General features: G+C 68.2%; 22 protein-coding genes and 2 tRNA genes. 8 read left to right on the plus strand and 16 right to left on the minus strand.

Annotated features, from left to right (window positions below):
* Positions 1 to 10: 10 nt before the first annotated feature.
* From rpsB to moaA, 14 genes are all read right to left on the minus strand, one after another.
* Complete coding sequence (gene rpsB, locus EFA46_RS08435; protein WP_123076733.1) at positions 11 to 775, minus strand: 30S ribosomal protein S2; 765 nt, start codon at positions 773 to 775, stop codon at positions 11 to 13.
* Complete coding sequence (gene eno, locus EFA46_RS08440) at positions 772 to 1,971, minus strand: phosphopyruvate hydratase (RefSeq protein WP_123076731.1); 1,200 nt, start codon at positions 1,969 to 1,971, stop codon at positions 772 to 774. The genes rpsB and eno overlap by 4 nt, the downstream gene beginning before the upstream one ends.
* Positions 1,968 to 2,141 (minus strand): DNA-directed RNA polymerase subunit K, encoded by a 174-nt coding sequence (locus EFA46_RS08445; RefSeq protein WP_123076729.1) that lies wholly within the window; start codon positions 2,139 to 2,141, stop codon positions 1,968 to 1,970. The genes eno and EFA46_RS08445 overlap by 4 nt, the downstream gene beginning before the upstream one ends.
* Before the next feature lies 1 nt (position 2,142).
* Positions 2,143 to 2,343: a DNA-directed RNA polymerase subunit N gene (locus EFA46_RS08450; protein ID WP_123076727.1), complete on the minus strand. Its 201-nt coding sequence runs from the start codon at positions 2,341 to 2,343 to the stop codon at positions 2,143 to 2,145.
* A gap of 12 nt (positions 2,344 to 2,355) precedes the next feature.
* A complete protein-coding gene (locus EFA46_RS08455) occupies positions 2,356 to 2,754 on the minus strand; it encodes a 30S ribosomal protein S9 (RefSeq protein WP_123076725.1) in 399 nt (132 codons plus the stop codon).
* Positions 2,748 to 3,185 carry a 50S ribosomal protein L13 gene (locus EFA46_RS08460; protein WP_123076723.1) on the minus strand — a complete coding sequence of 146 codons (438 nt, stop codon included), beginning with the start codon at positions 3,183 to 3,185 and terminating at the stop codon, positions 2,748 to 2,750. The genes EFA46_RS08455 and EFA46_RS08460 overlap by 7 nt, the downstream gene beginning before the upstream one ends.
* On the minus strand, positions 3,182 to 3,535 hold the full coding sequence (locus EFA46_RS08465) for a 50S ribosomal protein L18e (RefSeq protein WP_123076721.1): 354 nt from the start codon (positions 3,533 to 3,535) through the stop codon (positions 3,182 to 3,184). The genes EFA46_RS08460 and EFA46_RS08465 overlap by 4 nt, the downstream gene beginning before the upstream one ends.
* A 36-nt stretch (positions 3,536 to 3,571) precedes the next feature.
* Positions 3,572 to 3,656 (minus strand) — tRNA-Leu (locus EFA46_RS08470).
* Between the two features lie 149 nt (positions 3,657 to 3,805).
* Positions 3,806 to 4,552 carry a DNA-directed RNA polymerase subunit D gene (locus EFA46_RS08475; RefSeq protein WP_123076719.1) on the minus strand — a complete coding sequence of 249 codons (747 nt, stop codon included), beginning with the start codon at positions 4,550 to 4,552 and terminating at the stop codon, positions 3,806 to 3,808.
* A 9-nt stretch (positions 4,553 to 4,561) separates the two neighbouring features.
* Positions 4,562 to 4,954 (minus strand): 30S ribosomal protein S11, encoded by a 393-nt coding sequence (locus EFA46_RS08480; protein ID WP_123076717.1) that lies wholly within the window; start codon positions 4,952 to 4,954, stop codon positions 4,562 to 4,564.
* A gap of 4 nt (positions 4,955 to 4,958) precedes the next feature.
* Positions 4,959 to 5,477 carry a 30S ribosomal protein S4 gene (locus EFA46_RS08485; protein WP_123076714.1) on the minus strand — a complete coding sequence of 173 codons (519 nt, stop codon included), beginning with the start codon at positions 5,475 to 5,477 and terminating at the stop codon, positions 4,959 to 4,961.
* Positions 5,477 to 5,986: a 30S ribosomal protein S13 gene (locus tag EFA46_RS08490; protein ID WP_123076712.1), complete on the minus strand. Its 510-nt coding sequence runs from the start codon at positions 5,984 to 5,986 to the stop codon at positions 5,477 to 5,479. Before EFA46_RS08490 ends, EFA46_RS08485 begins: the two co-directional genes overlap by 1 nt.
* Positions 5,987 to 6,009: 23 nt before the next feature.
* Positions 6,010 to 6,093: transfer RNA gene (locus EFA46_RS08495), tRNA-Ser, on the minus strand.
* 201 nt (positions 6,094 to 6,294) lie between these two features.
* Positions 6,295 to 7,284 (minus strand): GTP 3',8-cyclase MoaA, encoded by a 990-nt coding sequence (gene moaA / locus EFA46_RS08500; protein WP_123076710.1) that lies wholly within the window; start codon positions 7,282 to 7,284, stop codon positions 6,295 to 6,297.
* 214 nt (positions 7,285 to 7,498) lie between these two features.
* Between moaA and EFA46_RS08505 the strand changes: the two genes are divergently transcribed.
* Positions 7,499 to 8,539: an Mrp/NBP35 family ATP-binding protein gene (locus EFA46_RS08505; RefSeq protein ID WP_123076708.1), complete on the plus strand. Its 1,041-nt coding sequence runs from the start codon at positions 7,499 to 7,501 to the stop codon at positions 8,537 to 8,539.
* A complete protein-coding gene (locus tag EFA46_RS08510; protein WP_123076706.1) occupies positions 8,539 to 8,754 on the plus strand; it encodes a hypothetical protein in 216 nt (71 codons plus the stop codon). The genes EFA46_RS08505 and EFA46_RS08510 overlap by 1 nt, the downstream gene beginning before the upstream one ends.
* Before the next feature lie 16 nt (positions 8,755 to 8,770).
* On the opposite strand, the gene EFA46_RS08515 is transcribed toward EFA46_RS08510, so the two are convergent.
* Positions 8,771 to 10,006, minus strand: coding sequence for a PKD domain-containing protein (locus EFA46_RS08515; RefSeq protein ID WP_158604263.1), 1,236 nt, complete (start codon positions 10,004 to 10,006; stop codon positions 8,771 to 8,773).
* A gap of 224 nt (positions 10,007 to 10,230) precedes the next feature.
* On the opposite strand from EFA46_RS08515, the gene EFA46_RS08520 reads away from it, so the two are divergent.
* From EFA46_RS08520 to EFA46_RS08545, 6 genes are all read left to right on the plus strand, one after another.
* Positions 10,231 to 12,120, plus strand: coding sequence for a 2-oxoacid:acceptor oxidoreductase subunit alpha (locus EFA46_RS08520; RefSeq protein WP_123076702.1), 1,890 nt, complete (start codon positions 10,231 to 10,233; stop codon positions 12,118 to 12,120).
* A gap of 2 nt (positions 12,121 to 12,122) precedes the next feature.
* Complete coding sequence (locus tag EFA46_RS08525; RefSeq protein WP_123076700.1) at positions 12,123 to 13,055, plus strand: thiamine pyrophosphate-dependent enzyme; 933 nt, start codon at positions 12,123 to 12,125, stop codon at positions 13,053 to 13,055.
* A 51-nt stretch (positions 13,056 to 13,106) separates the two neighbouring features.
* Entirely contained in the window at positions 13,107 to 13,535 is a 429-nt protein-coding gene (gene lrpA1, locus EFA46_RS08530) for an HTH-type transcriptional regulator LrpA1 (protein ID WP_123076698.1), read from the plus strand.
* Positions 13,536 to 13,579: 44 nt separating this feature from the next.
* Complete coding sequence (locus EFA46_RS08535) at positions 13,580 to 14,059, plus strand: SRPBCC family protein (RefSeq protein ID WP_123076696.1); 480 nt, start codon at positions 13,580 to 13,582, stop codon at positions 14,057 to 14,059.
* Between the two features lie 49 nt (positions 14,060 to 14,108).
* Complete coding sequence (locus EFA46_RS08540) at positions 14,109 to 14,672, plus strand: FAD-dependent oxidoreductase (RefSeq protein ID WP_123076694.1); 564 nt, start codon at positions 14,109 to 14,111, stop codon at positions 14,670 to 14,672.
* Between the two features lie 119 nt (positions 14,673 to 14,791).
* Positions 14,792 to 16,522 carry a hypothetical protein gene (locus EFA46_RS08545; protein ID WP_123076692.1) on the plus strand — a complete coding sequence of 577 codons (1,731 nt, stop codon included), beginning with the start codon at positions 14,792 to 14,794 and terminating at the stop codon, positions 16,520 to 16,522.
* Here EFA46_RS08545 and EFA46_RS08550 read toward each other — a convergent pair.
* A complete protein-coding gene (locus EFA46_RS08550) occupies positions 16,506 to 17,882 on the minus strand; it encodes an NAD(P)/FAD-dependent oxidoreductase (RefSeq protein ID WP_123076690.1) in 1,377 nt (458 codons plus the stop codon). The genes EFA46_RS08545 and EFA46_RS08550 overlap by 17 nt on opposite strands.
* Between the last annotated feature and the right edge of the window lie 11 nt (positions 17,883 to 17,893).

Raw genomic sequence — 17,893 nt, forward strand, 5'->3', positions numbered from 1 at the left:
GAGTCGGCCGTTAGATCTCGCTCTCGAAGTCCTCGAGACTGTAGGACGGCTCCGCGCCGCGCCGGTCGAGGACCTCGTTCGCGAGCAGCCAGTAGACGACCGAGAGCGCACGACGACCCTTGTTGTTCGTCGGAACGACGAGGTCGACGTTGCTCGTGGAGTTGTTCGAGTCACACATCGCGATCACGGGGATACCGACCGTGATCGCTTCCTTCACCGCCTGGCTGTCACCGATCGGGTCCGTGACGACCACGACGTCCGGCTCGATGTAGCCGTCGTACTGCGGGTTCGTCAGCGTCCCCGGGATGAAGCGACCCGTCCGGGCGCGCGCGCCGACCGCGTCCGCGAACTTCTCAGCGGGGAAGCGACCGTACTGGCGCGAGGACGTGACCAGGATCTGCTCGGGGTTGTAGTTCTCGAGGAAGTCCGCCGCAGTGCGGATGCGCTCGTCCGTCGTCGAGACGTCGAGCACGTAGAGACCGTCGGTCCGGACGCGGTGAATGAACCGCTCCATGTCCTTGGTCTTCTGCTGCGTGCCGATGTGGACACCCGCGGCCAGGTAGTCCTCGACCGGGATGAGGAGGTCGGCTTCCTCGTCGGGCATTACGTCTTCCGTCTGTGCGGCCGTCTCGGGTGCCTCCGTGGCGTCGTCGTCCGCAGACTCCGTCTGCTCGACGTCGACCTCCGCCGTCGTCTCGGACTCCTCGTCCGCGACCTCGGCGGCGTCCTCGGGGGCCTCCTCGAGTTCGGCCTCGCTGTCTTCGTTCTCGCTCATAGTGCCTCGTCCGCGATGCGGATGAGTTCGTTGAGTTTGGCGGTGCGCTCGCCCTGGACCGTCCCCGTCTTGATGAACGGGGCGTCGGTCGCCACGGCGAGGTGTGCGATAGTCGTGTCCTCGGTCTCGCCGCTCCGGTGGCTCACGACCGACTCGTAGCCGTTCCGGGTGGCGAGCTCGATGGCGTCGAAGGCGTCGGAGAGGGTGCCGATCTGGTTCGGCTTGATGAGGATGCTGTTCCCAGCGCCCTCCTCGATGCCGTCCTCCAGACGCTCGACGTTCGTGACGAACAGGTCGTCACCGCAGATGAGCGTCCGGTCACCGACGCGGTCGGTGAGTTCGGCGAACGCCTCGTAGGCGTCCTCGTCGAGCGGGTCCTCGACGTACGCGAGGTCGTACTCGTCGACCAGTCCGGCGACGTAGTCGATCTGCTCCTCCGTGGAGCGGACCTCGTCACCGTAGACGTACTCGCCGTCCTCGAAGGTCTCGGCGGCCGCCATGTCGAGGCCGAACTTGATCTCGAAGCCGACCTCGTCCTCGACGGTCTCGACGGCCTCCGCGACGAGATCGAACGCGTCCGCGTCCGAGATCGGGGGCGCCCACGCGCCCTCGTCGCCCTTCGCGGCGGGCGTGCCGCGCTCCTCGAGCAGTCGGCCGATTTCGGCGTGAACCTGCGCGTTCGCGAAGACCGCGTCCTTCACGCTCGGCGCACCGACCGGCGCGGCGAGGAACTCCTGGATGGCCGTCGCCTCCTGGGCGTGCTCGCCGCCGCCGACGACGTTCCCGAGGGGAACCGGGAAGTTCCCGCCACGGAAGGCGCCGCCGAGGTGCTGGTAGAGCGGCGCGCCGAGGACGTCCGCCCCCGCCTTCGCCGCCGCCATGCTGATCGCGACCGCGGAGTTCGCGCCGATCTCCGAGAAGTCCTCGGTGCCGTCGGCCGCACGAAGCGTCTCGTCCACTTCGCGCTGGTCGCCGGCGTAGACGCGCCCCTCGAGACGGGGGACCGCGTGCTCGCGGGCCGCCGCGATGGCCTCGTTGACCGGCAGCTCGATGGCTTCGTACTCACCGGTGGACGCCCCGGACGGGGCGGCCGCGCGGCCGAAGCCGCCGGATTCCGTGAGTACGTCCGCTTCCACGGTCTTGTTGCCGCGCGAGTCGAGGACTGCGCGCAGGCGGACGGTTTCGATTCGTGTCACTGTTTCTCCCTCCGGACGGTGAACGGGAGCGCGTTCGCGTCGTACTCCTCGGCGGCGATCAGTATCGGCTCCGTCTGGTCGGTGTCGACCAGCACGGGTGCGCCGTAGGAGACCTGGAGCGCTCGCGCCCCGATGATGCGTGCTTTCTCGTAGCGGTTGAAGTCGGGCATACTACTGGTAGGGTGAGACCACGTCGACGAGGTCCTGGTGCGAGACGAACATCCGGCGGCAGCAGTGCCGATCCAGACCGAGGTCGTCGAGGACCGCTGCGGGGTCCTCGTCGCCCTCCTTGCTCGCGGCTCGCGCCTTGAACTCCTCCCAGTGTTCACCGATGACTTTCCCGCACGTGAAACACCGGACTGGTACCATCATGGTTTGTATACCTCAGCGGTAGGACTTCTGGTAGCGCGCCCGAGCGCCGGGCCCGCCCCACTTCTTCGGCTCCTTGCGCCGGACGTCGTTGACCAGCAGCTGCCGGTCGAACTCCATGAACGCGTCACGGAGCTCCGCGTCGTTGCGGTGCTCGACGATGCCGCGCGCGATGGCCGTTCGGACGGCGTCCGCCTGGCCGGCGTAGCCGCCGCCGTCCACGGTGACGTCGATGTCGATCTCGTCGCGGATCTCCTCGCCCGCGATGCGGAACGGCTCCAGCATCTTGAGGCGGGACATCTCCGGCTCGACGAGCTCGACGGGCGTCGAGTTGATTCGCACGCGACCCTCGCCGTCGGAGACCGTCGCGCGAGCGACGGCCGTCTTCTTCTTACCGCTCGTGTTGGTTACCATGTCTTGTTAGCCCCCAGCTCCTCGGAGACCTCTCCGAGGGTGACGAACTTGATGTTCGAGAGCCGGTCGAGCGAGGTGCCTTCGAGCACCTCGCCCTCCTCGTCGACGTGGTTGCCGACGTAGAGGCGGACGTTCTCGAACGCCTCTCGACCGCGATCCGTCTTGTAGGGTAGCATCCCGCGCACCGCGCGCTTGAAGATGCGATCCGGGCGCTTCGGGTAGTACGGGCCGCTGTCCGAGCCGAGCTCGGCGCGCTTGCGGTACGTCCCGAAGACGTCCTCTTCGTTCCCCGTGATGACCGCGTCCTCGGTGTTGACGACTGCGACCGTCTTGCCGTCGAGCGCGAGCTCGGCGACGTTCGAGGCGACGCGACCCATGATACAGTCGCGGGCGTCGACGACGACGTCCGCGTCGAATTCTGCGGCGCTCATCGGATCACCCGGACGTTGGATCCTTCGGGGTTCTGTTCAACTGCTTGTGCCAACTGGACGACTTCGCCGTCCGCGTGCTCGATCTTCGTTTCCGCGCTGGACGAAAAGTCCACCGCGGCGACCGTCACGGACTTCCGGAGGGCACCCGAGCCGAGTACCTTGCCGGGGACGACGACTGTCTCGTCCTCGTTCGCATACCGTTCGATACGACTCAGATTCACCTCGGCGTGCGTCGAGCGCGGCTTCTCCAGCCGGCCGGCGACGTCGTGCCATACGTCCGCACCCGAATCGCGGGCGACGGACTTGAGTTGGGCGATGAGACTACTGAGTCTCGGGCTCGTCTTGCTCATGGTTCTGACTCCTGATGAGAGTATAAGGGTGTGGAGTGCAGGGAGCAGGATTTGAACCTGCGAACTCCTACGAGACAGCGCCCTGAACGCTGCGCCTTTGGCCAAACTTGGCTATCCCTGCACGCCCACTGAGAAGGCGCGGTCTTACCGACGATACACCGTTCCCGCCGCCACCTAAAGGGGCTTTCGATTGCCCCCTGCCGACGCGTACCCGTCGCTACGGGCGTCGGGCGCGCGTCGGTGGTGGTGTGGCGGGTCATGTGTTACGTCTTAGAGACTGACCTTCTCGCGTAGTTCGTCCGCACGCATGGAGAGTGACTCCACGGCGCGGAGCACCAGTTCGTCGACGGGCATCGACCCGTCGGACTCGACGTGGAAGACGAAGGCGTTCGGGACGTCCTCGACCGTGACCTCCTTCCCCGGATACCGGTTCGTGAGGTCGTGGCCGAACTCCGAGGTGGCGACGAGCTCGTCGCCGTCCTCGATGACGCCACGGACGATGTTCGGTTCGTCTTCAGCGTACTCGGAGGCGTCGTCACCGACCTCGACGTGCTGGAGGTGGCGATAGCCGACGGCCACCCCGCCTTGGAACTTCGCGTGGTCGCGACCCCGACCGAGTTTGGCCTCGGCCTCGGCTTCCAGACGCTGCCCGTCCTTCAGCTCGATGAGGGGAATGTTCTCGTCGGCGGGTTCGACTTGCGGGTCAGAGGAGACCAGATCACCGCTGTACGCGGTCTCCGGTCCCTCCACGTCGATGGCGAGGGTGACGACGTCGTCCTCGTCGAACTCGCCCTCCGGGGTCGTCAGCGGGACGAGCCCCATGCGGAGGGCGAGCACCTCGTCGAACAGGACGCTCGAGTTCTCGACGAACCGCACGGTGTCGATGGAGAGCGTCGGGACGTCCGCGAGGATCGCCCGGCGGATGCCGTTGGCGAACGCTGGCGTGATCCCTCTGACGAGGAATCGCGCGTCGCGGTCGCCCGTTTCGATGAATTCGACGTCGAAGTCCGTTGCCATGTCGTGTGGTTAGTAACCGCTGTTCTTCGGCGGGCGGGTCCCGTCGTGGGGGATCGGGGTGACGTCCTCGATGCGGCCGATCTCGAGGCCCGCGCGAGCGAGCGCTCGGATGGTGGCCTGCGCACCGGGGCCGGGGCTCCGCTGGAGGTTTCCACCGGGGCCACGGACGCGGACGTGGACGCCCTCGATACCCTGTTCTTTCAGGTCTTCGGCGAGCTGTTCGGCCATCTGCATCGCGGCGTAGGGGGACGCCTCGTCACGGTTCTGCTTGACGACGGCACCGCCGCTGGACTTGGCCAGCGTCTCGGCGCCGGTCTCGTCGGTGACCGTGAGCAGCGTGTTGTTGAACGAGGCGTGCACGTGTGCGATGCCCCACTTGCCGTCTGCGTCGTTCTCTGCCATTGGATTACTCCTGGTTGTCGGCGCGAGCCGGGTGGAGCTCGTCGGTGAGCGGGCTCGTCTCGTCGAACGCGATGGCGTCCTCCGTGGCGACGTCGACCTTCGTCGAGGGGGCCGTAACGCGGCTCCCGTCGACGGTGACGTGGCCGTGGACGATGAACTGGCGCGCCTGCTGCGGCGTGCTCGCCAGGCCCTTGCGGTAGGCGACGGTCTGGAGGCGGCGCTCGAGGACGTCCGTCACGTCCAGCGAGAGGACCGCGTCCAGTTCGTCGGACTCACCGAGGATGCCGAGGCGGCGGAGGCGGGAGACGAACTCCTCGCCCTCCGAGCCCTCCTCGGTCACGCGACCGAGGAGTTCACGGGCCTCGCGGCGGTAGGAACGCAGTTCGGACTGCGCTCGCCAGAGCTCCTCTTTGTTCTTCAGGCCGTAGCGCCCGAGGAGGTCGGCCTCCTCGGAGATGCGCTCGCCCTGGTAGGGGTGGTTCGGCGTCTCGTAGAACTTGGTGTTCTCACCGGGAAGCGCCATTATTCACCACCCTCCTCTTCTTCTGCTTCTTCCTTCAGGGCCTCGACGTTGACACCGATGGTGCCCTCCGTACGCCCGGTGGACTTCGTGCGCTGACCGCGGACCTTCTGTCCGCGCTCGTGGCGCACGCCCTTGTAGGACCGGATCATCCGCATCCGGTTAACGTCCTGATTCCGGGTGAGGGAGACGTCGTTGCCCGTGATGTGTTCGGTCTCGCCGGTGTAGAAGTCGTTCCGGCGGTTCGCCAGCCAGTCAGGAACTTCGTCGGCGAAGTTCTCCACTGCCTCGACGATGCGCTCGATAGGCTCATCGTCGAGACGGCCGAGCGTGGCGGTTCGGTCCACGTCGGCGTTGGCGGCGACCACGCGGGAGACCCGGCGGCCGATGCCGTCCATCTCGGAGAGGGCGCGCTCGACGGACTTGGTGCCGTCGAGGTCGGTCTGCCCGATGCGGACGAAGTATCGGATGTCCTCCTCTTCGTCCGTCTCCGCTTGTTGTTCTTCGCTCATGGTATGGTCGATGTGTGGAGAGGCGTCGTGGCGGGGATTTGAACCCCGGAGGCGGTGAGCCACAGAGTTAGCAACCCTGCGCCTTGACCAGGCTAGGCTACCACGACCCGCTCGATGGTTACTGTCGCCCTCTCGGACTCGGGACCGAACGCCCCTACAGTGACTGCACTCTATCCGAATCACCGACCCTACTTAACTATCACGAAACGGCGGAGGCGTGCGAACGACCGACGGGGAGTCAGGAAACGGCGCGGACGGCGGCCATCGGAGGCCCCTAGAGGTGCTCGGTCGGCGGCGGTAGCGCGTGGTCAGTCGTCGGCGGCGACCGGGGCGTCGCGGGGCGCGTCGAGGTACTCCTCGTTCACCGTCCAGCCGCCCTCGTCGTCGCGCACCATGTACTCGCCGTAGTAGGGGACGCGGTTCGCGACCGTTTCGCGGAACGCGTTCGCGATTTCCTCGCGGGACATCTCGCCCATCGAGCGGAGGTCGTCGTTCCGGTTCAGACAGCCCTTCAGGTACCCCTCATGTGTCACGCGCACGCGATGGCAGTTCGCGCAGAACTCCTCGTTGCCGACGGGGTCGACGATCTCGACCATCCCGCCGTCGACCCAGTAGCGCTTGCGGTCGTGCATCTCCCGGACCTCCACGCGGTCGGCCTCCCCTTCGAGCCAGTCGTGGACCTTCGCGACGTCGACGGCCCACTCGGGCTTCCCCACCAGTTCGGGCATGAACTCGATGAGCTGGAGCTGGAGGCCGTCGTTCTCGGCGACGTAATCGACCATCTCGGGGACGTAGCCCTTCGTCTGCTCGAAGAGCACCATGTTGAGCTTCACGGGGTCGAGGCCGGCGTCGACGGCGGCTTTCACGCCCTCGATGACCTGGTCGTACGCGCCGGACTGGGTGACGGCCTTGAACGCGTCGGCGTCGAGGGCGTCCTGCGAGACGTTCACGCGCTCGACGCCGGCCACGACGAGGTCCTCGGCGCGACCGGGGAGGAAGGTGCCGTTCGTGGTGAGCGACACCTCCATCGAGTCCGGCGTCCGACGGACGATCTCTTCGAGGTCGTCCCGGAGCATCGGCTCGCCGCCGGTGAACTTCACGGCGTCGACGCCGAACCCCTCCACGACCTCGAGGAAGCGGACGATGTCGTCCGCGCTCATCTCGTGGTCGCGCGCCGCCATCGGGCCACGGGTGTCGCCGAGTCCCTCGTTGTGACAGTAGACGCAGTCGAAGTTACAGCGGTCCGTCAGGGAGACCCGGACCCCGGTCACTTCGCGACCGAACCCATCCTCGAGCATGCGTTACGGTCGCACGCGTGGACAGATAAGCGCGCGGGTAGGGGCGGCGGTGCGCGCTATCCACGACTTGTGGAGGACGCACACGCGGGTGGCCAGCCGCACACGCGACACGCGAGCGTGCCCACGAGCCGCAAGTCCGTCCGCTCGGCTCCCGGAAGCGGCGGCGCGACCGGGCGTCACAACCCTTATTCACGCCACGGAGCGTAACGGCTCCATGAACGAAGCGGACGTCAAGGCCGCACTCCGTGAGGTCGAGGACCCGGACCTCGGGGACGACATCGTCTCGCTCGGCATCGTCAACGACGTCACCGTCGAGGACGGCGTCGCACACGTCTCACTCGCGCTCGGGACGCCGTACTCGCCGTCGGAGTCGGGCATCGCCGACCGCGTCCGCGAGGTCCTCAGCGCGGAGGGCCTCGAACCCGACCTCTCCGCGTACCACCCCGATCAGGACGCGGCGGCGGGCGAGGACGCCGTGCTGCCGAACGTGAAGAACGTCATCACCGTCGCGTCCGGGAAGGGCGGCGTGGGGAAGTCGACGGTCGCGGTGAACCTCGCGGCGGCGCTCTCGAAGCGCGGCGCGCGCGTCGGCCTCTTCGACGCGGACGTCTACGGGCCGAACGTCCCCCGAATGGTGTCGGCCGACGAGGCCCCGCAGGCGACCGAGGAGGAGACGCTCGTCCCGCCGGAGAAGTTCGGCGTGAAGCTGATGAGCATGGCCTTCCTCACGGGCGGGGACGACCCCGTCATCTGGCGCGGCCCGATGGTCCACAAGGTGCTCACGCAGCTCGTCGAGGACGTCGAGTGGGGCTACCTCGACTACCTCATCGTCGACCTCCCGCCCGGCACGGGGGACACGCAGCTCACGGTCCTCCAGACGATACCGGTGACGGGGTCGGTGGTGGTGACGACGCCGCAGGACGTCGCCATCGACGACGCGCAGAAGGGCCTCGAGATGTTCGGGACGCACGACACGCCCGTGTTGGGCATCGTGGAGAACATGAGCACGTTCGTCTGCCCGGACTGCGGGTCGACGCACGACGTCTTCGGGAGCGGCGGCGGCGAGGCGTTCGCCGAGGAGAACGACCTCCCCTTCCTCGGGTCCATCCCGCTCGACCCCAGCGTGCGTTCGGGCGGCGACCAAGGGAGTCCGGTCGCCCTCGACGACGAGAGCGACGTCGGCGAAGCCTTCCGCGACCTCGCCGCGAGCACCGCCGACATGGCGGGCATCCTGAACCGACAGAACCTCCGCTGATGGCCGAGTTCGACGACGAGACGAAACGCGACGTGCTCCGTGCCGTCGCCGAGGACCTCCGCGCGGAGGAGTCGAGCGAGGCGGAGAAGATCGCGGCGCTCGTCCACCGCGTCAGCGACCGCTACGACGAGTCGGAGGTGGCCTCGTCCGAGGCGCTCTATCGGAACATGCGCCACATCCTCGACGTCTCGGAGCGCGGCGGCCTGCGCCGGTAGCGCCACCCAACGCTACTTAGACGACCTCGCAGACGAGGACCGGCGGGAGCCACGTGATCGGGGTCGTCTCCGTACATTCGACGCGCGGCGAGCGCGCCTCGATAGTCACGTTCCGAGCGACGCGTGCGCTCTGTCCGCGCGCGTCGCTCGCGCTCACGACGACGTCGTGGGTTCCGGCGGCGACGGCGTACGTTCCGTTCAGTCGGGCCGCGCCGGCGTCGCGCGCGGCGTCGACGGGCTCGCCGTCGACGCTGAGCGCGAGGACGTCGAGGTCGCCGACGGGGTCGAACGCTCGCGCGTCCACGCTGAGCGCGTCACCGCCGTGGAGGACGGCCACGTCGAGCGTCGGCCCCGGGTCGACGACGACCTCCGTCTCGTTCCCGGCGAAGGTGAGCCTCACGGGGCCCTGCGAGGTCTGCCGGACGGCGTGGAGGTCGTGGGCGCCCGGCGTGAGCGAGACGGCGACGGCCGGTCCCTCCCCGACGCGCCGGTCGTCGAGGAACCAGTCGACGTACGAGCCGCCGGTCGAGTCGAGCCGATAGGTGGCGCTATCGGCGCCGCCCGTGAGGACGCGCGGGCCGGTGACGGTCGGCTGTGGCCCCTGCGGCACCCCGTCGGAGGCAGTTCCCGTCGCGGTCGCGTTCAGCGAGGCGGTCGCGCGGTCGCCGGCCGCGTCGGTCGCGGTGACGCTCACGCGATAGCGCCCCCGCTCCCGGACGGTGTAGTCGAGGACGGCGTCGTCGGCGGGCGCGTGCGTGCGAACGACTCGGCCGCCGATTCGCCATTCGAGGGACATCGGCCGCTCGGTCGCGTTGACGCGCGCACGGTAGCGGACGGTGTCGCCGACGGTCGCGGTCCGGGGGCCGTCGAGCGCGAGCGTGACGTCGCCGTCCGCGACGGCGGCCCCGCCCGCGCCGATGCGGACGTAGAGGCGGTCGGTGGCGGTGTCGCCGGCGTCGTCGGCGACGGTGAGCGACACGGTGTAGCGGCCGAGCGTTCGCGGCACGAAGTGCGTGCGGGCGCACGTCTCACAGTCGAGGGGAACGGCGGTTCCGCTCGGGCCCGCGACGCGCCAGCGGTAGTCGGCGAGCGCCCCGTCGGGGTCGGTGGCGCCCGTCCCGTCGAGGTAGACCGGTCGGTCGACGGTACCGCGCTGGTCGAGGCCGGCGTCGGCGAGCGGGGGGCCGTCGGTGGCGAGCACACCGGTGGGTGCGGCGAGGAGAACGAGGAGGCAGAGGAGGGCGACGCGCATCGTCTATGCTCGGCGACACGTGAGCATAAACTGCCCGCAGCGCGCCGTGGTAGCGCGTGGCTCAGCGGCCGTTCTGAGTGTTTACGCGCCGTCGGGTGGACGTTCGTCCGCGACGGTCCGGAGAAAACATCATCATTTTTCCTTGGTAATGGATGGCAAACGATTTAGTGAGTGACGTTCGAAGTCACCAGCAGCGTCCCACGCAGGGGGCGAGGACATACATTATGACTGACGACGAACTCATCTGGCGAATCGCGGGCGGTTCCGGAGACGGAATCGACTCGACGAGCCAGAATTTCGCGAAGGCTCTGATGCGCTCGGGGCTCAACGTTTTCACGCACCGACACTACCCCTCGCGCATCCGTGGCGGCCACACGTATGTGGAGATCCGTGCATCGTCGGAGGAGGTCAAGTCCCGAGGCGACGGGTACAACTTCCTCGTCGCGCTCGGTGACTCGTTCGCCCGGAACCCCAAGGAGAACGCCTACTACGGCGAGGAGGAGGTCAAGCCGCTCGCCGAGAACCTCGACGACCTCCGCGAGGGCGGAGTCATCGTCTACGACTCCGGGCTCCTCGACACCGCCGACATCGAGAACTTCGACCAGCGCGTCGAGGAGAACGACTGGCACGTCTACGACGTCGACCTCCGCGGCATCGCCAAGGAGCACGGCCGCGAGATCATGCGCAACACGGCCGGCGTCGGCGTCACCGCCGCGCTCACGGGCATCGACACCACCTACGTCGAGGACCTGATGGCCGAGGCGATGGGTGGCGACATCCTCGAGGCCAACCTGAACGTCCTCGAGGACGCCTACGAGCACGTCCAGGAGGAGTACGACCCGGACGCCCACGACGTCACCGTTCCCGAGGGCGAGCACGACGAGGAGCAGGTGCTCGTCTCCGGGAGCCACGGCATCGCGTACGGCGCCCTCGACGAGGGCTGTCGCTTCATCGCGGGCTACCCGATGACGCCGTGGACGGACGTCTTCACCATCCTGACGAACCTGATGCCCGACGTCGGCGGCATCAGCGAGCAGGTCGAGGACGAGATCGCGGCGGCCGCGCTCGCGGTCGGCGCCTCGCACGCCGGCGTGAAGGCCATGTCCGGCTCCTCGGGTGGCGGGTTCTCGCTGATGAGCGAGCCGCTCGGCCTCGCGGAGATGACCGAGACGCCGCTCGTGCTCGTCGAGTCGATGCGGGCCGGTCCCTCTACGGGGATGCCGACGAAGCCCGAGCAGGCCGACCTCGAGCACGTCCTCTACACGAGTCAGGGCGACAGCCACCGCGTCGTCTTCGCGCCCTCGAACCAGGTCGAGTGCTACGAGCAGACGCGCAAGGCGTTCCAGATCGCCTACGACTACCAGATTCCGGTCATGGTCATCTACGACCAGAAGCTCTCCGGGGAGCACCGGAACGTCCCGAAGAGCACCTTCGACCAGGCGCCGAACCCGGACCTCGGGAGCGTCCTGACCGAGGAGGAGCTGAAGGACCAGCCCCACGGCGAGACCGGCATCTATCACCGGTTCCAGCACGAGGGCGAGGACGGCGTCAGCCCGCGCTCCATCCCCGGGCAGAAGGGCGGTCGCTACCTCGCGACCGGCAACGAGCACACCCCCGAGGGCCACATCAGCGAGAGCCCCTCGAACCGGAAGGCGCAGGTCGACCGGCGCAACGAGAAGCTCGCGTCGATCCGCGAGAACCTCGACGCCGACGAGCGCCAGCAGGTCTACGGTGAGGAGTCCGCCGACTACGGCGTCATCTCGTGGGGCAGCCAGTCCGGCACCGTCGAGGAGGCCGTCGAGCGCCTGAACGAGAACGGCCACAGCGTGAAGGGGCTCAGCGTCTCCGAGATGGCGCCCTTCCCCAAGGAGTTCCTCTCCGAGTTCATCGAGAGCGTCGACGACGTGCTCGTCGTCGAGATGTCGTCGACGGCGCAGTTCCGTGGCGTCATCCAGAAGAACCTCGGGCAGTACGGCGAGAAGATCTCCTCGCTCCTGAAGTACGACGGCAACCCGTTCGAGCCCGCCGAGATCGTCGAGGCGGTCGAGGAGCACGGGAGCGGCGAGGAACTCTCCTCGAACACGCGGTTCGAAGCCGCGGCAGGTGGTGACTAATCATGAGTGCGTTTAGCGCAATCGGCGACGAACGAGAGGTAGCGCAGGACGAGTTCACGCCCAGCATCGAGCCCCAGCCGACGTGGTGTCCGGGCTGTGGTGACTACGGTGTGCTGAAGGCCCTGAAGGGCGCGATGGCGGAGCTCGGCAAGAACCCGGAGGAGATCCTCCTCGCGACGGGTATCGGCTGCTCGGGGAAGCTCAACAGCTACTTCGACAGCTACGGGTTCCACACGATCCACGGCCGCTCGCTGCCGGTCGCTCGCGCGGCGAAGCTCGCGAACGACGGCCTCGAGGTCATCGCGGCGGGCGGTGACGGCGACGGCTACGGGATCGGTGGGAACCACTTCATCCACACGGCCCGCGAGAACCACGACATGACGTACATCGTGTTCAACAACGAGGTCTTCGGGCTGACGAAGGGTCAGACCTCCCCGACCTCGCCGAAGGGCCACAAGTCGAAGACGCAGCCGAACGGCAACGCGAAGACGCCGATCCGCCCGCTCTCGATGAGCCTGACGGCGGGCTCGTCCTACGTCGCGCGGACGGCCGCCGTCAACCCGAACCAGGCGAAGGAGATCATCAAGGAGGCCATCCAGCACGACGGCTTCAGCCACGTCGACTTCCTGACGCAGTGCCCGACGTGGAACAAGGACGCGAAGCAGTACGTCCCCTACATCGACATTCAGGACTCCGAGGAGTACGACTTCGACATCCACGACCGTCGCGCCGCACAGGACGCGATGCACGAGACGGAGGACGCCCTCTACGAGGGGAAGGTCCTCACCGGTCGCTACTTCGTCGACGACGAGCGTCCGTCCTACCAGCAGGAGAAGCGCCAGCGCGGCGAGCTCCCGGAGCAGCCGCTCGCGGAGCGGTACTTCGAGGACGGCGAGTGGGAGCGCTCCTACGACTTCATCGACCGGCACGCCTAACCCGGTTTCCGCTTCGGAAGATATTTTTTCTCTCGTACCAAAGAGAGTGTCGTGAGTAGTGAATCGACGGAGGAACGAATCCTCGCGGCGCTCGAGGAGGACGCGCAGGCGTCGTACTCCGAGCTCGCCGAGCGCGCGAACGTCTCGAAGCCCACCGTCCGCAAGTACGTGAACGAACTCGAGGAGACGGGGGTCATCGTCGGCTACACGGCCGAGGTGGACCCGAAGAAGCTCTCCGGGCAGTCGATTGCGATGGTCGGCATCGACGTCGCGTCCGAGCGCTACGTGGAGGCGACGCGCGACCTCATCGACCTCGAGTCGGTGCGGTCGCTCTACACGTCCTCGGGCGACCACATGCTGATGGCGGAGGTCCGCGCGGCGGACGGGAACGCCCTCGGCGACGTCATCAGCGACGATATCCTCGGTATCGACGGTGTGACGGCCGCACACCCCTCGTTCCTGCAGGAGCGACTGAAGTAGGACCCCATCCGAGACGTTTTGGCGCAGGCGCGTCTCTGCACGGTATGGCGACTTTCGAGCACGAGTCGTGGGTATCGGCGCCGCTAGACGCGGTCTGGGCGTTCCACGACCGGGCGGACGGCCTCGTGGCGTTGACGCCGCGGTGGGCGAACCTGCGCGTCGAGCGCATCGTCGGCCCCGACGGCGAGCCGGACCCGGACGTCCTCGAAGTCGGGTCGCGTCTCGAGCTCTCGGTCCGTCCCTTCGGTGTCGGGCCGCCCCAGCGGACGGTCTCGGAGATTACGGCGCGCGAGCGCGACGGCGGGACGGCCTACTTCCGGGACGTGATGGTGGAGGGGCCGTTCCCGGAGTGGGAGCACACCCACCTCTTCTACGCGGAGGGCGGCCGGACGCTCTGCCGGGACCGCATCGAGTACCGGACGCCGACGGGGCCGCTCTCGCCCGTCGCGGACGAGGTCGCGAAGGCGGGGTTCGAGGCGGCGTTCCGGTATCGCCACCGGGCGCTTCGCGGACACGTCGAGTAGACGCGCGCCGCCGTGTGGTTTTATGCGTCGTGCGAACGCACGACACACCATGAGTGACGCAGACGTCATCGTCGTCGGCGGCGGTCCCGCCGGCCTCAGCGCCGCGCTCTTCTGCGCGAAGAACGACCTCGAAACCGTCGCGTTCGACGGCGACGGGACGTGGCTCCACAAGGCCCACCTCTTCAACTACCTCGGTATCCGCTCGATGGACGGCGACGTCTTCCTCGAACGGGCGCGCGAGCAGACGACCGCCGACCACGGTGCGACGCTCCACGAGGACACCGAGGTCGAGGCCGTCGAGCGCGACGGCGAGGCGTTCGTCGTCACCGCCGACGGCGAGGAGCACACCGCGACCTACGTCGTGCTCGCGACGGGCGCGAACCGCGACCTCGCGGAGGAACTCGGGTGCGCCCTCGACGAGGACGGCGTCGTCGAGGCGGACGTGACGATGGAGACGTCCGTGGCGGGCGTCTACGCGACGGGCGCGATGGTGCGTGCCGAGGAGTGGCAGGCGGTCATCTCCGCGGGCGACGGCGCGGCGGCCGCGCTCAACATCCTCTCGAAGGAGAAGGGCGAGCACTACCACGACTTCGACACGCCCGCCGACGTCTGAGGCGCCCGTGCGGTCGTGAGGCTGGGGCGGCGTCCCGACGGCTCGCGTCCGACGGGTCGCGGTTTCGAGCGTCGATTCGGCCGAGACGGTTTTCCCCGTGGACGACCCTAGGGTTCGATATGAGGTGGTCCCGTGGCCAGGCGTCCGTCGTGGGCGTCGCGCTCCTTCTGGGGTTCACGCTCGTCGTCGTCGGTGCGACGGTCGCGCTCGGATACGGGGCGATCTCTCAATCCACGGATAGAGTCGCGGTCGAGCAGGCGGAGAACGCGCTCTCGCAGTTCGACTCGGCGGCGAGCGAGGTCGCGCTCGGGGCCTCGGACACCAAGCGCGCCAACCTCGGGAGTGCGAGCGGGAACGTGCGCTTGAACGACGACTCCGGGCAGCTCGTCGTCACGGCCGCGAACCGCAGCGGGGGGAACGCGACGCCCCGTACGCTCGTCAACGTCTCGCTCGGGTCGGTCGTCTTCGAGCGCGGCGGTGAAACGGTCGCCTACCAGGGCGGCGGCGTCTGGCGGGACGGGCGCGTCGTCTCGCCGCCGGAAGTCCACTACCAGAACGAGACGCTCACCCTGCCGATAATCACGGTCTCGGGAGATGGCTCGGGCAACGGTGAGTTCGTCATCGAGAAGGCGGACGCGTCCGAGATCGCCTTCCCGAACGCGAACGGGTCGAACCCGCTCGAGGGGAAGCGCATCGAGGTCACCGTGACGGGGCCGTACTACCGCGGCTGGTACCAGTACTTCGAGACGCGGACGGGCGGTGCGGCGACGGTCAACCACAGCGCGCGCTCGACGACGATGACGCTGACGACGCCCGTTCCGCCGGTCCGCATCACGTCCGGCATCGTGAGCGGGTCCGCCGGGACGATGATGACGTTCTCAGAGAGCGCGACCATCGACGGCTACAACTCCAGCGCGGGCACGCTCTCGGAGACGGAGGGGGTTCCGGTGAACGTCACGTCGTTCGGTCCGGTGACCGTGAAGACGGCGACGCTCAACGGGAACCTGTTCTCGGAGGGGTCGGTGACGCTGGACTGGGGGAGCGGCAGTATCAAGGGCGCGATATACACGGACGCCGCGGTCAACCACCCGGACTACTACCCGGCACCGCCGGTGTACTCCCTCTCGTCGGACCTGCGCCCGCGACAGTACCCCTCGTCTGCGGGGCGCGTCGAGACGGCAATCACGGAGGCGACGGCGAGCAACGACAACGACGAAGCGAGCGTGGCGAGCGTCCGTAACGGGACGCTCTCCTGTATCAGCGACACCTGCGAGCTCGGCCCGGGGACGTACCTCGTCGACGAGATAGAGGTCCGCGATGGCGGTGACGTCACCCTGAACACGACGAACGGGGACGTCACGCTCGTCGTGGCCGGCGACGGCGACCCGGACGACGTCGACATCGACGTCGGGAACAACGGCTACCTCCGCGTCGTCGGCGAGAACCGCGCGAACGTCTACACGACCGGTGACACCGACATCTCCTCGGACGGGCACGTCGTGACGTACAACGAGACGGCGAACGAGGAGACGCATCGCGCGCCCGGGTTCTGGCTGTACACCGTTCCCGATTCGACGGTCGACATCAGGAGCTCCGGCTTCTTCACCGGCGTCGTCTACGGTGCGGGCGGCGGCTCACAGACCGGGTCGACGATAACCGTCCACAGTGACGGCCACGTCTACGGCGCGCTCGTCGGGAACGTCGAGGGGTTCGGGAACGGCGGCTACCTGCACTACGACCACGCGCTCGCGGACGAGATGACCGCGCTGAACGACGTGGACACGCAGACAGCGTCGGTCTCCTACCTCCACGTCTCCGTCGAGCGCCTGAACGTCACTCGGGCCGGCTGAACTGGCCGCCGAACGCGCGCTGGACGACTTCGTTGAGCGCGGGATGGACGTGGACGGTGTTGCGGATGTCGGCGACGGTGCCGGTGCCGGCGCGCATCGCGACGCAGACCTCGTGAATCAGCTGTGAGGCGTGCGGGCCGACGACGTGCGTGCCGAGGATGTCGCCGTCTGGGGCGGCGAGCACCTTCACGAACCCGGGCGGCTCGCCCATCGCGAGGCCCATCGCGGTGTCCGCGACGTCGTAGCGCCGCAGACGGTACTCGCGCTTCTCCTCGCGGAGTTCGTCCTCGGTGTAGCCGACGCCAGCGACCTGCGGGGAGGCGAAGACGGCGTGGGGCATCGCGGTGTAGTCGACGGGGTCGCGCTGGTCGCGGAGGGCGTTCGAGATGACGGTGCTCGCCTCGTGGTTCGCGGCGTGCTTGTAGAGGTAGCGCCCGACGATGTCGCCGAGCGCCCAGACGTTCTGGGCGCTCGTCTCGAGGTAGCGGTTCGTCGCGACGAAGCCGTCGTCGGTGGTCTCGATGCCGGCGGCCTCGACGTTCAGGCGGTCGGCGTTCGGGACGCGGCCGGTGGCGACGAGGAGGCGGGTGCCCGCGACGGCGAGTTCCCCATCATCGGCTTCGGCGTGGAGGACGACCGAGTCGCCGCTACCGTCGGCTTCGACGCGCGTCGCCTCGGAGCCCGTGTGGACGTCGAAGCGCTCCCGATAGCGCTCGGTGAACTGTTCGGCGACGGCGGGGTCCTCCTCGGGGAGGAGCGTGTCGGCGCGCCCGACGATGCTGACGTCGCTCCCGAACGTCCCGAAGTAGTGCGCGAGTTCGGCGGCGACGTAGCCCCCACCGACGATAACGAGCTCCTCGGGCGGGTCGCTCGCGCGGAGGGCGTCGGCGCTCGTCCAGTACGCGACCTCCTCGAGGCCGTCGACGTCGGGAACGGCGGGGCGGGTGCCGGCGGCGACGACGACCTTCCCGCCGCGAACCGTCGCGTCGCCGACGTCGAGGGTGCGCTCGTCGACGAAGCGGCCGGTGTCGTCGAAGAGCGTGTACTGGGGTGCGGATTCGAGGCCGCGACGGATGGAGTCGCTGTCGGCGTCGACGTGGCCGTTCACCTCGGCGACCATGCCGGCGAAGTCGACGTCGTGGACGCGCGCGTCGATGCCGAACTCGTCGGCGGACTCGACGGTCTCCTTCACGTCCGCGCGGTGGACGAGCATCTTCGAGGGGATACAGCCACGTGTGAGACAGGTCCCGCCGACGGGGCCGTCCTCGATGACGGCGACGTCCTGTCCCTGCTGTGCGGCGACGGCGGCGACGTCGAGGCCCGAACCGGAGCCGATGACGACGAGGTCGAACTCCTGCATACGCGGGACAG

This window comes from Halarchaeum sp. CBA1220 (assembly GCF_003721175.2).
Taxonomy (GTDB): Archaea; Halobacteriota; Halobacteria; order Halobacteriales; family Halobacteriaceae; genus Halarchaeum; species Halarchaeum grantii.

What these genes read in the sequence shown, in the direction of transcription:
- rpsB (WP_123076733.1), bottom strand. Translation starts at nt 775, where the DNA reads ATGAGCGAGAACGAAGACAGCGAGGCCGAACTCGAGGAGGCCCCCGAG.
- EFA46_RS08445 (WP_123076729.1), bottom strand. Translation starts at nt 2,141, where the DNA reads ATGCCCGACTTCAACCGCTACGAGAAAGCACGCATCATCGGGGCGCGA.
- EFA46_RS08450 (WP_123076727.1), bottom strand. Translation starts at nt 2,343, where the DNA reads ATGATGGTACCAGTCCGGTGTTTCACGTGCGGGAAAGTCATCGGTGAA.
- EFA46_RS08455 (WP_123076725.1), bottom strand. Translation starts at nt 2,754, where the DNA reads ATGGTAACCAACACGAGCGGTAAGAAGAAGACGGCCGTCGCTCGCGCG.
- EFA46_RS08460 (WP_123076723.1), bottom strand. Translation starts at nt 3,185, where the DNA reads ATGAGCGCCGCAGAATTCGACGCGGACGTCGTCGTCGACGCCCGCGAC.
- EFA46_RS08465 (WP_123076721.1), bottom strand. Translation starts at nt 3,535, where the DNA reads ATGAGCAAGACGAGCCCGAGACTCAGTAGTCTCATCGCCCAACTCAAG.
- EFA46_RS08475 (WP_123076719.1), bottom strand. Translation starts at nt 4,552, where the DNA reads ATGGCAACGGACTTCGACGTCGAATTCATCGAAACGGGCGACCGCGAC.
- EFA46_RS08480 (WP_123076717.1), bottom strand. Translation starts at nt 4,954, where the DNA reads ATGGCAGAGAACGACGCAGACGGCAAGTGGGGCATCGCACACGTGCAC.
- EFA46_RS08485 (WP_123076714.1), bottom strand. Translation starts at nt 5,477, where the DNA reads ATGGCGCTTCCCGGTGAGAACACCAAGTTCTACGAGACGCCGAACCAC.
- EFA46_RS08490 (WP_123076712.1), bottom strand. Translation starts at nt 5,986, where the DNA reads ATGAGCGAAGAACAACAAGCGGAGACGGACGAAGAGGAGGACATCCGA.
- moaA (WP_123076710.1), bottom strand. Translation starts at nt 7,284, where the DNA reads ATGCTCGAGGATGGGTTCGGTCGCGAAGTGACCGGGGTCCGGGTCTCC.
- EFA46_RS08505 (WP_123076708.1), top strand. Translation starts at nt 7,499, where the DNA reads ATGAACGAAGCGGACGTCAAGGCCGCACTCCGTGAGGTCGAGGACCCG.
- EFA46_RS08510 (WP_123076706.1), top strand. Translation starts at nt 8,539, where the DNA reads ATGGCCGAGTTCGACGACGAGACGAAACGCGACGTGCTCCGTGCCGTC.
- EFA46_RS08515 (WP_158604263.1), bottom strand. Translation starts at nt 10,006, where the DNA reads ATGCGCGTCGCCCTCCTCTGCCTCCTCGTTCTCCTCGCCGCACCCACC.
- EFA46_RS08520 (WP_123076702.1), top strand. Translation starts at nt 10,231, where the DNA reads ATGACTGACGACGAACTCATCTGGCGAATCGCGGGCGGTTCCGGAGAC.
- EFA46_RS08525 (WP_123076700.1), top strand. Translation starts at nt 12,123, where the DNA reads ATGAGTGCGTTTAGCGCAATCGGCGACGAACGAGAGGTAGCGCAGGAC.
- EFA46_RS08535 (WP_123076696.1), top strand. Translation starts at nt 13,580, where the DNA reads ATGGCGACTTTCGAGCACGAGTCGTGGGTATCGGCGCCGCTAGACGCG.
- EFA46_RS08540 (WP_123076694.1), top strand. Translation starts at nt 14,109, where the DNA reads ATGAGTGACGCAGACGTCATCGTCGTCGGCGGCGGTCCCGCCGGCCTC.
- EFA46_RS08545 (WP_123076692.1), top strand. Translation starts at nt 14,792, where the DNA reads ATGAGGTGGTCCCGTGGCCAGGCGTCCGTCGTGGGCGTCGCGCTCCTT.
- EFA46_RS08550 (WP_123076690.1), bottom strand. Translation starts at nt 17,882, where the DNA reads ATGCAGGAGTTCGACCTCGTCGTCATCGGCTCCGGTTCGGGCCTCGAC.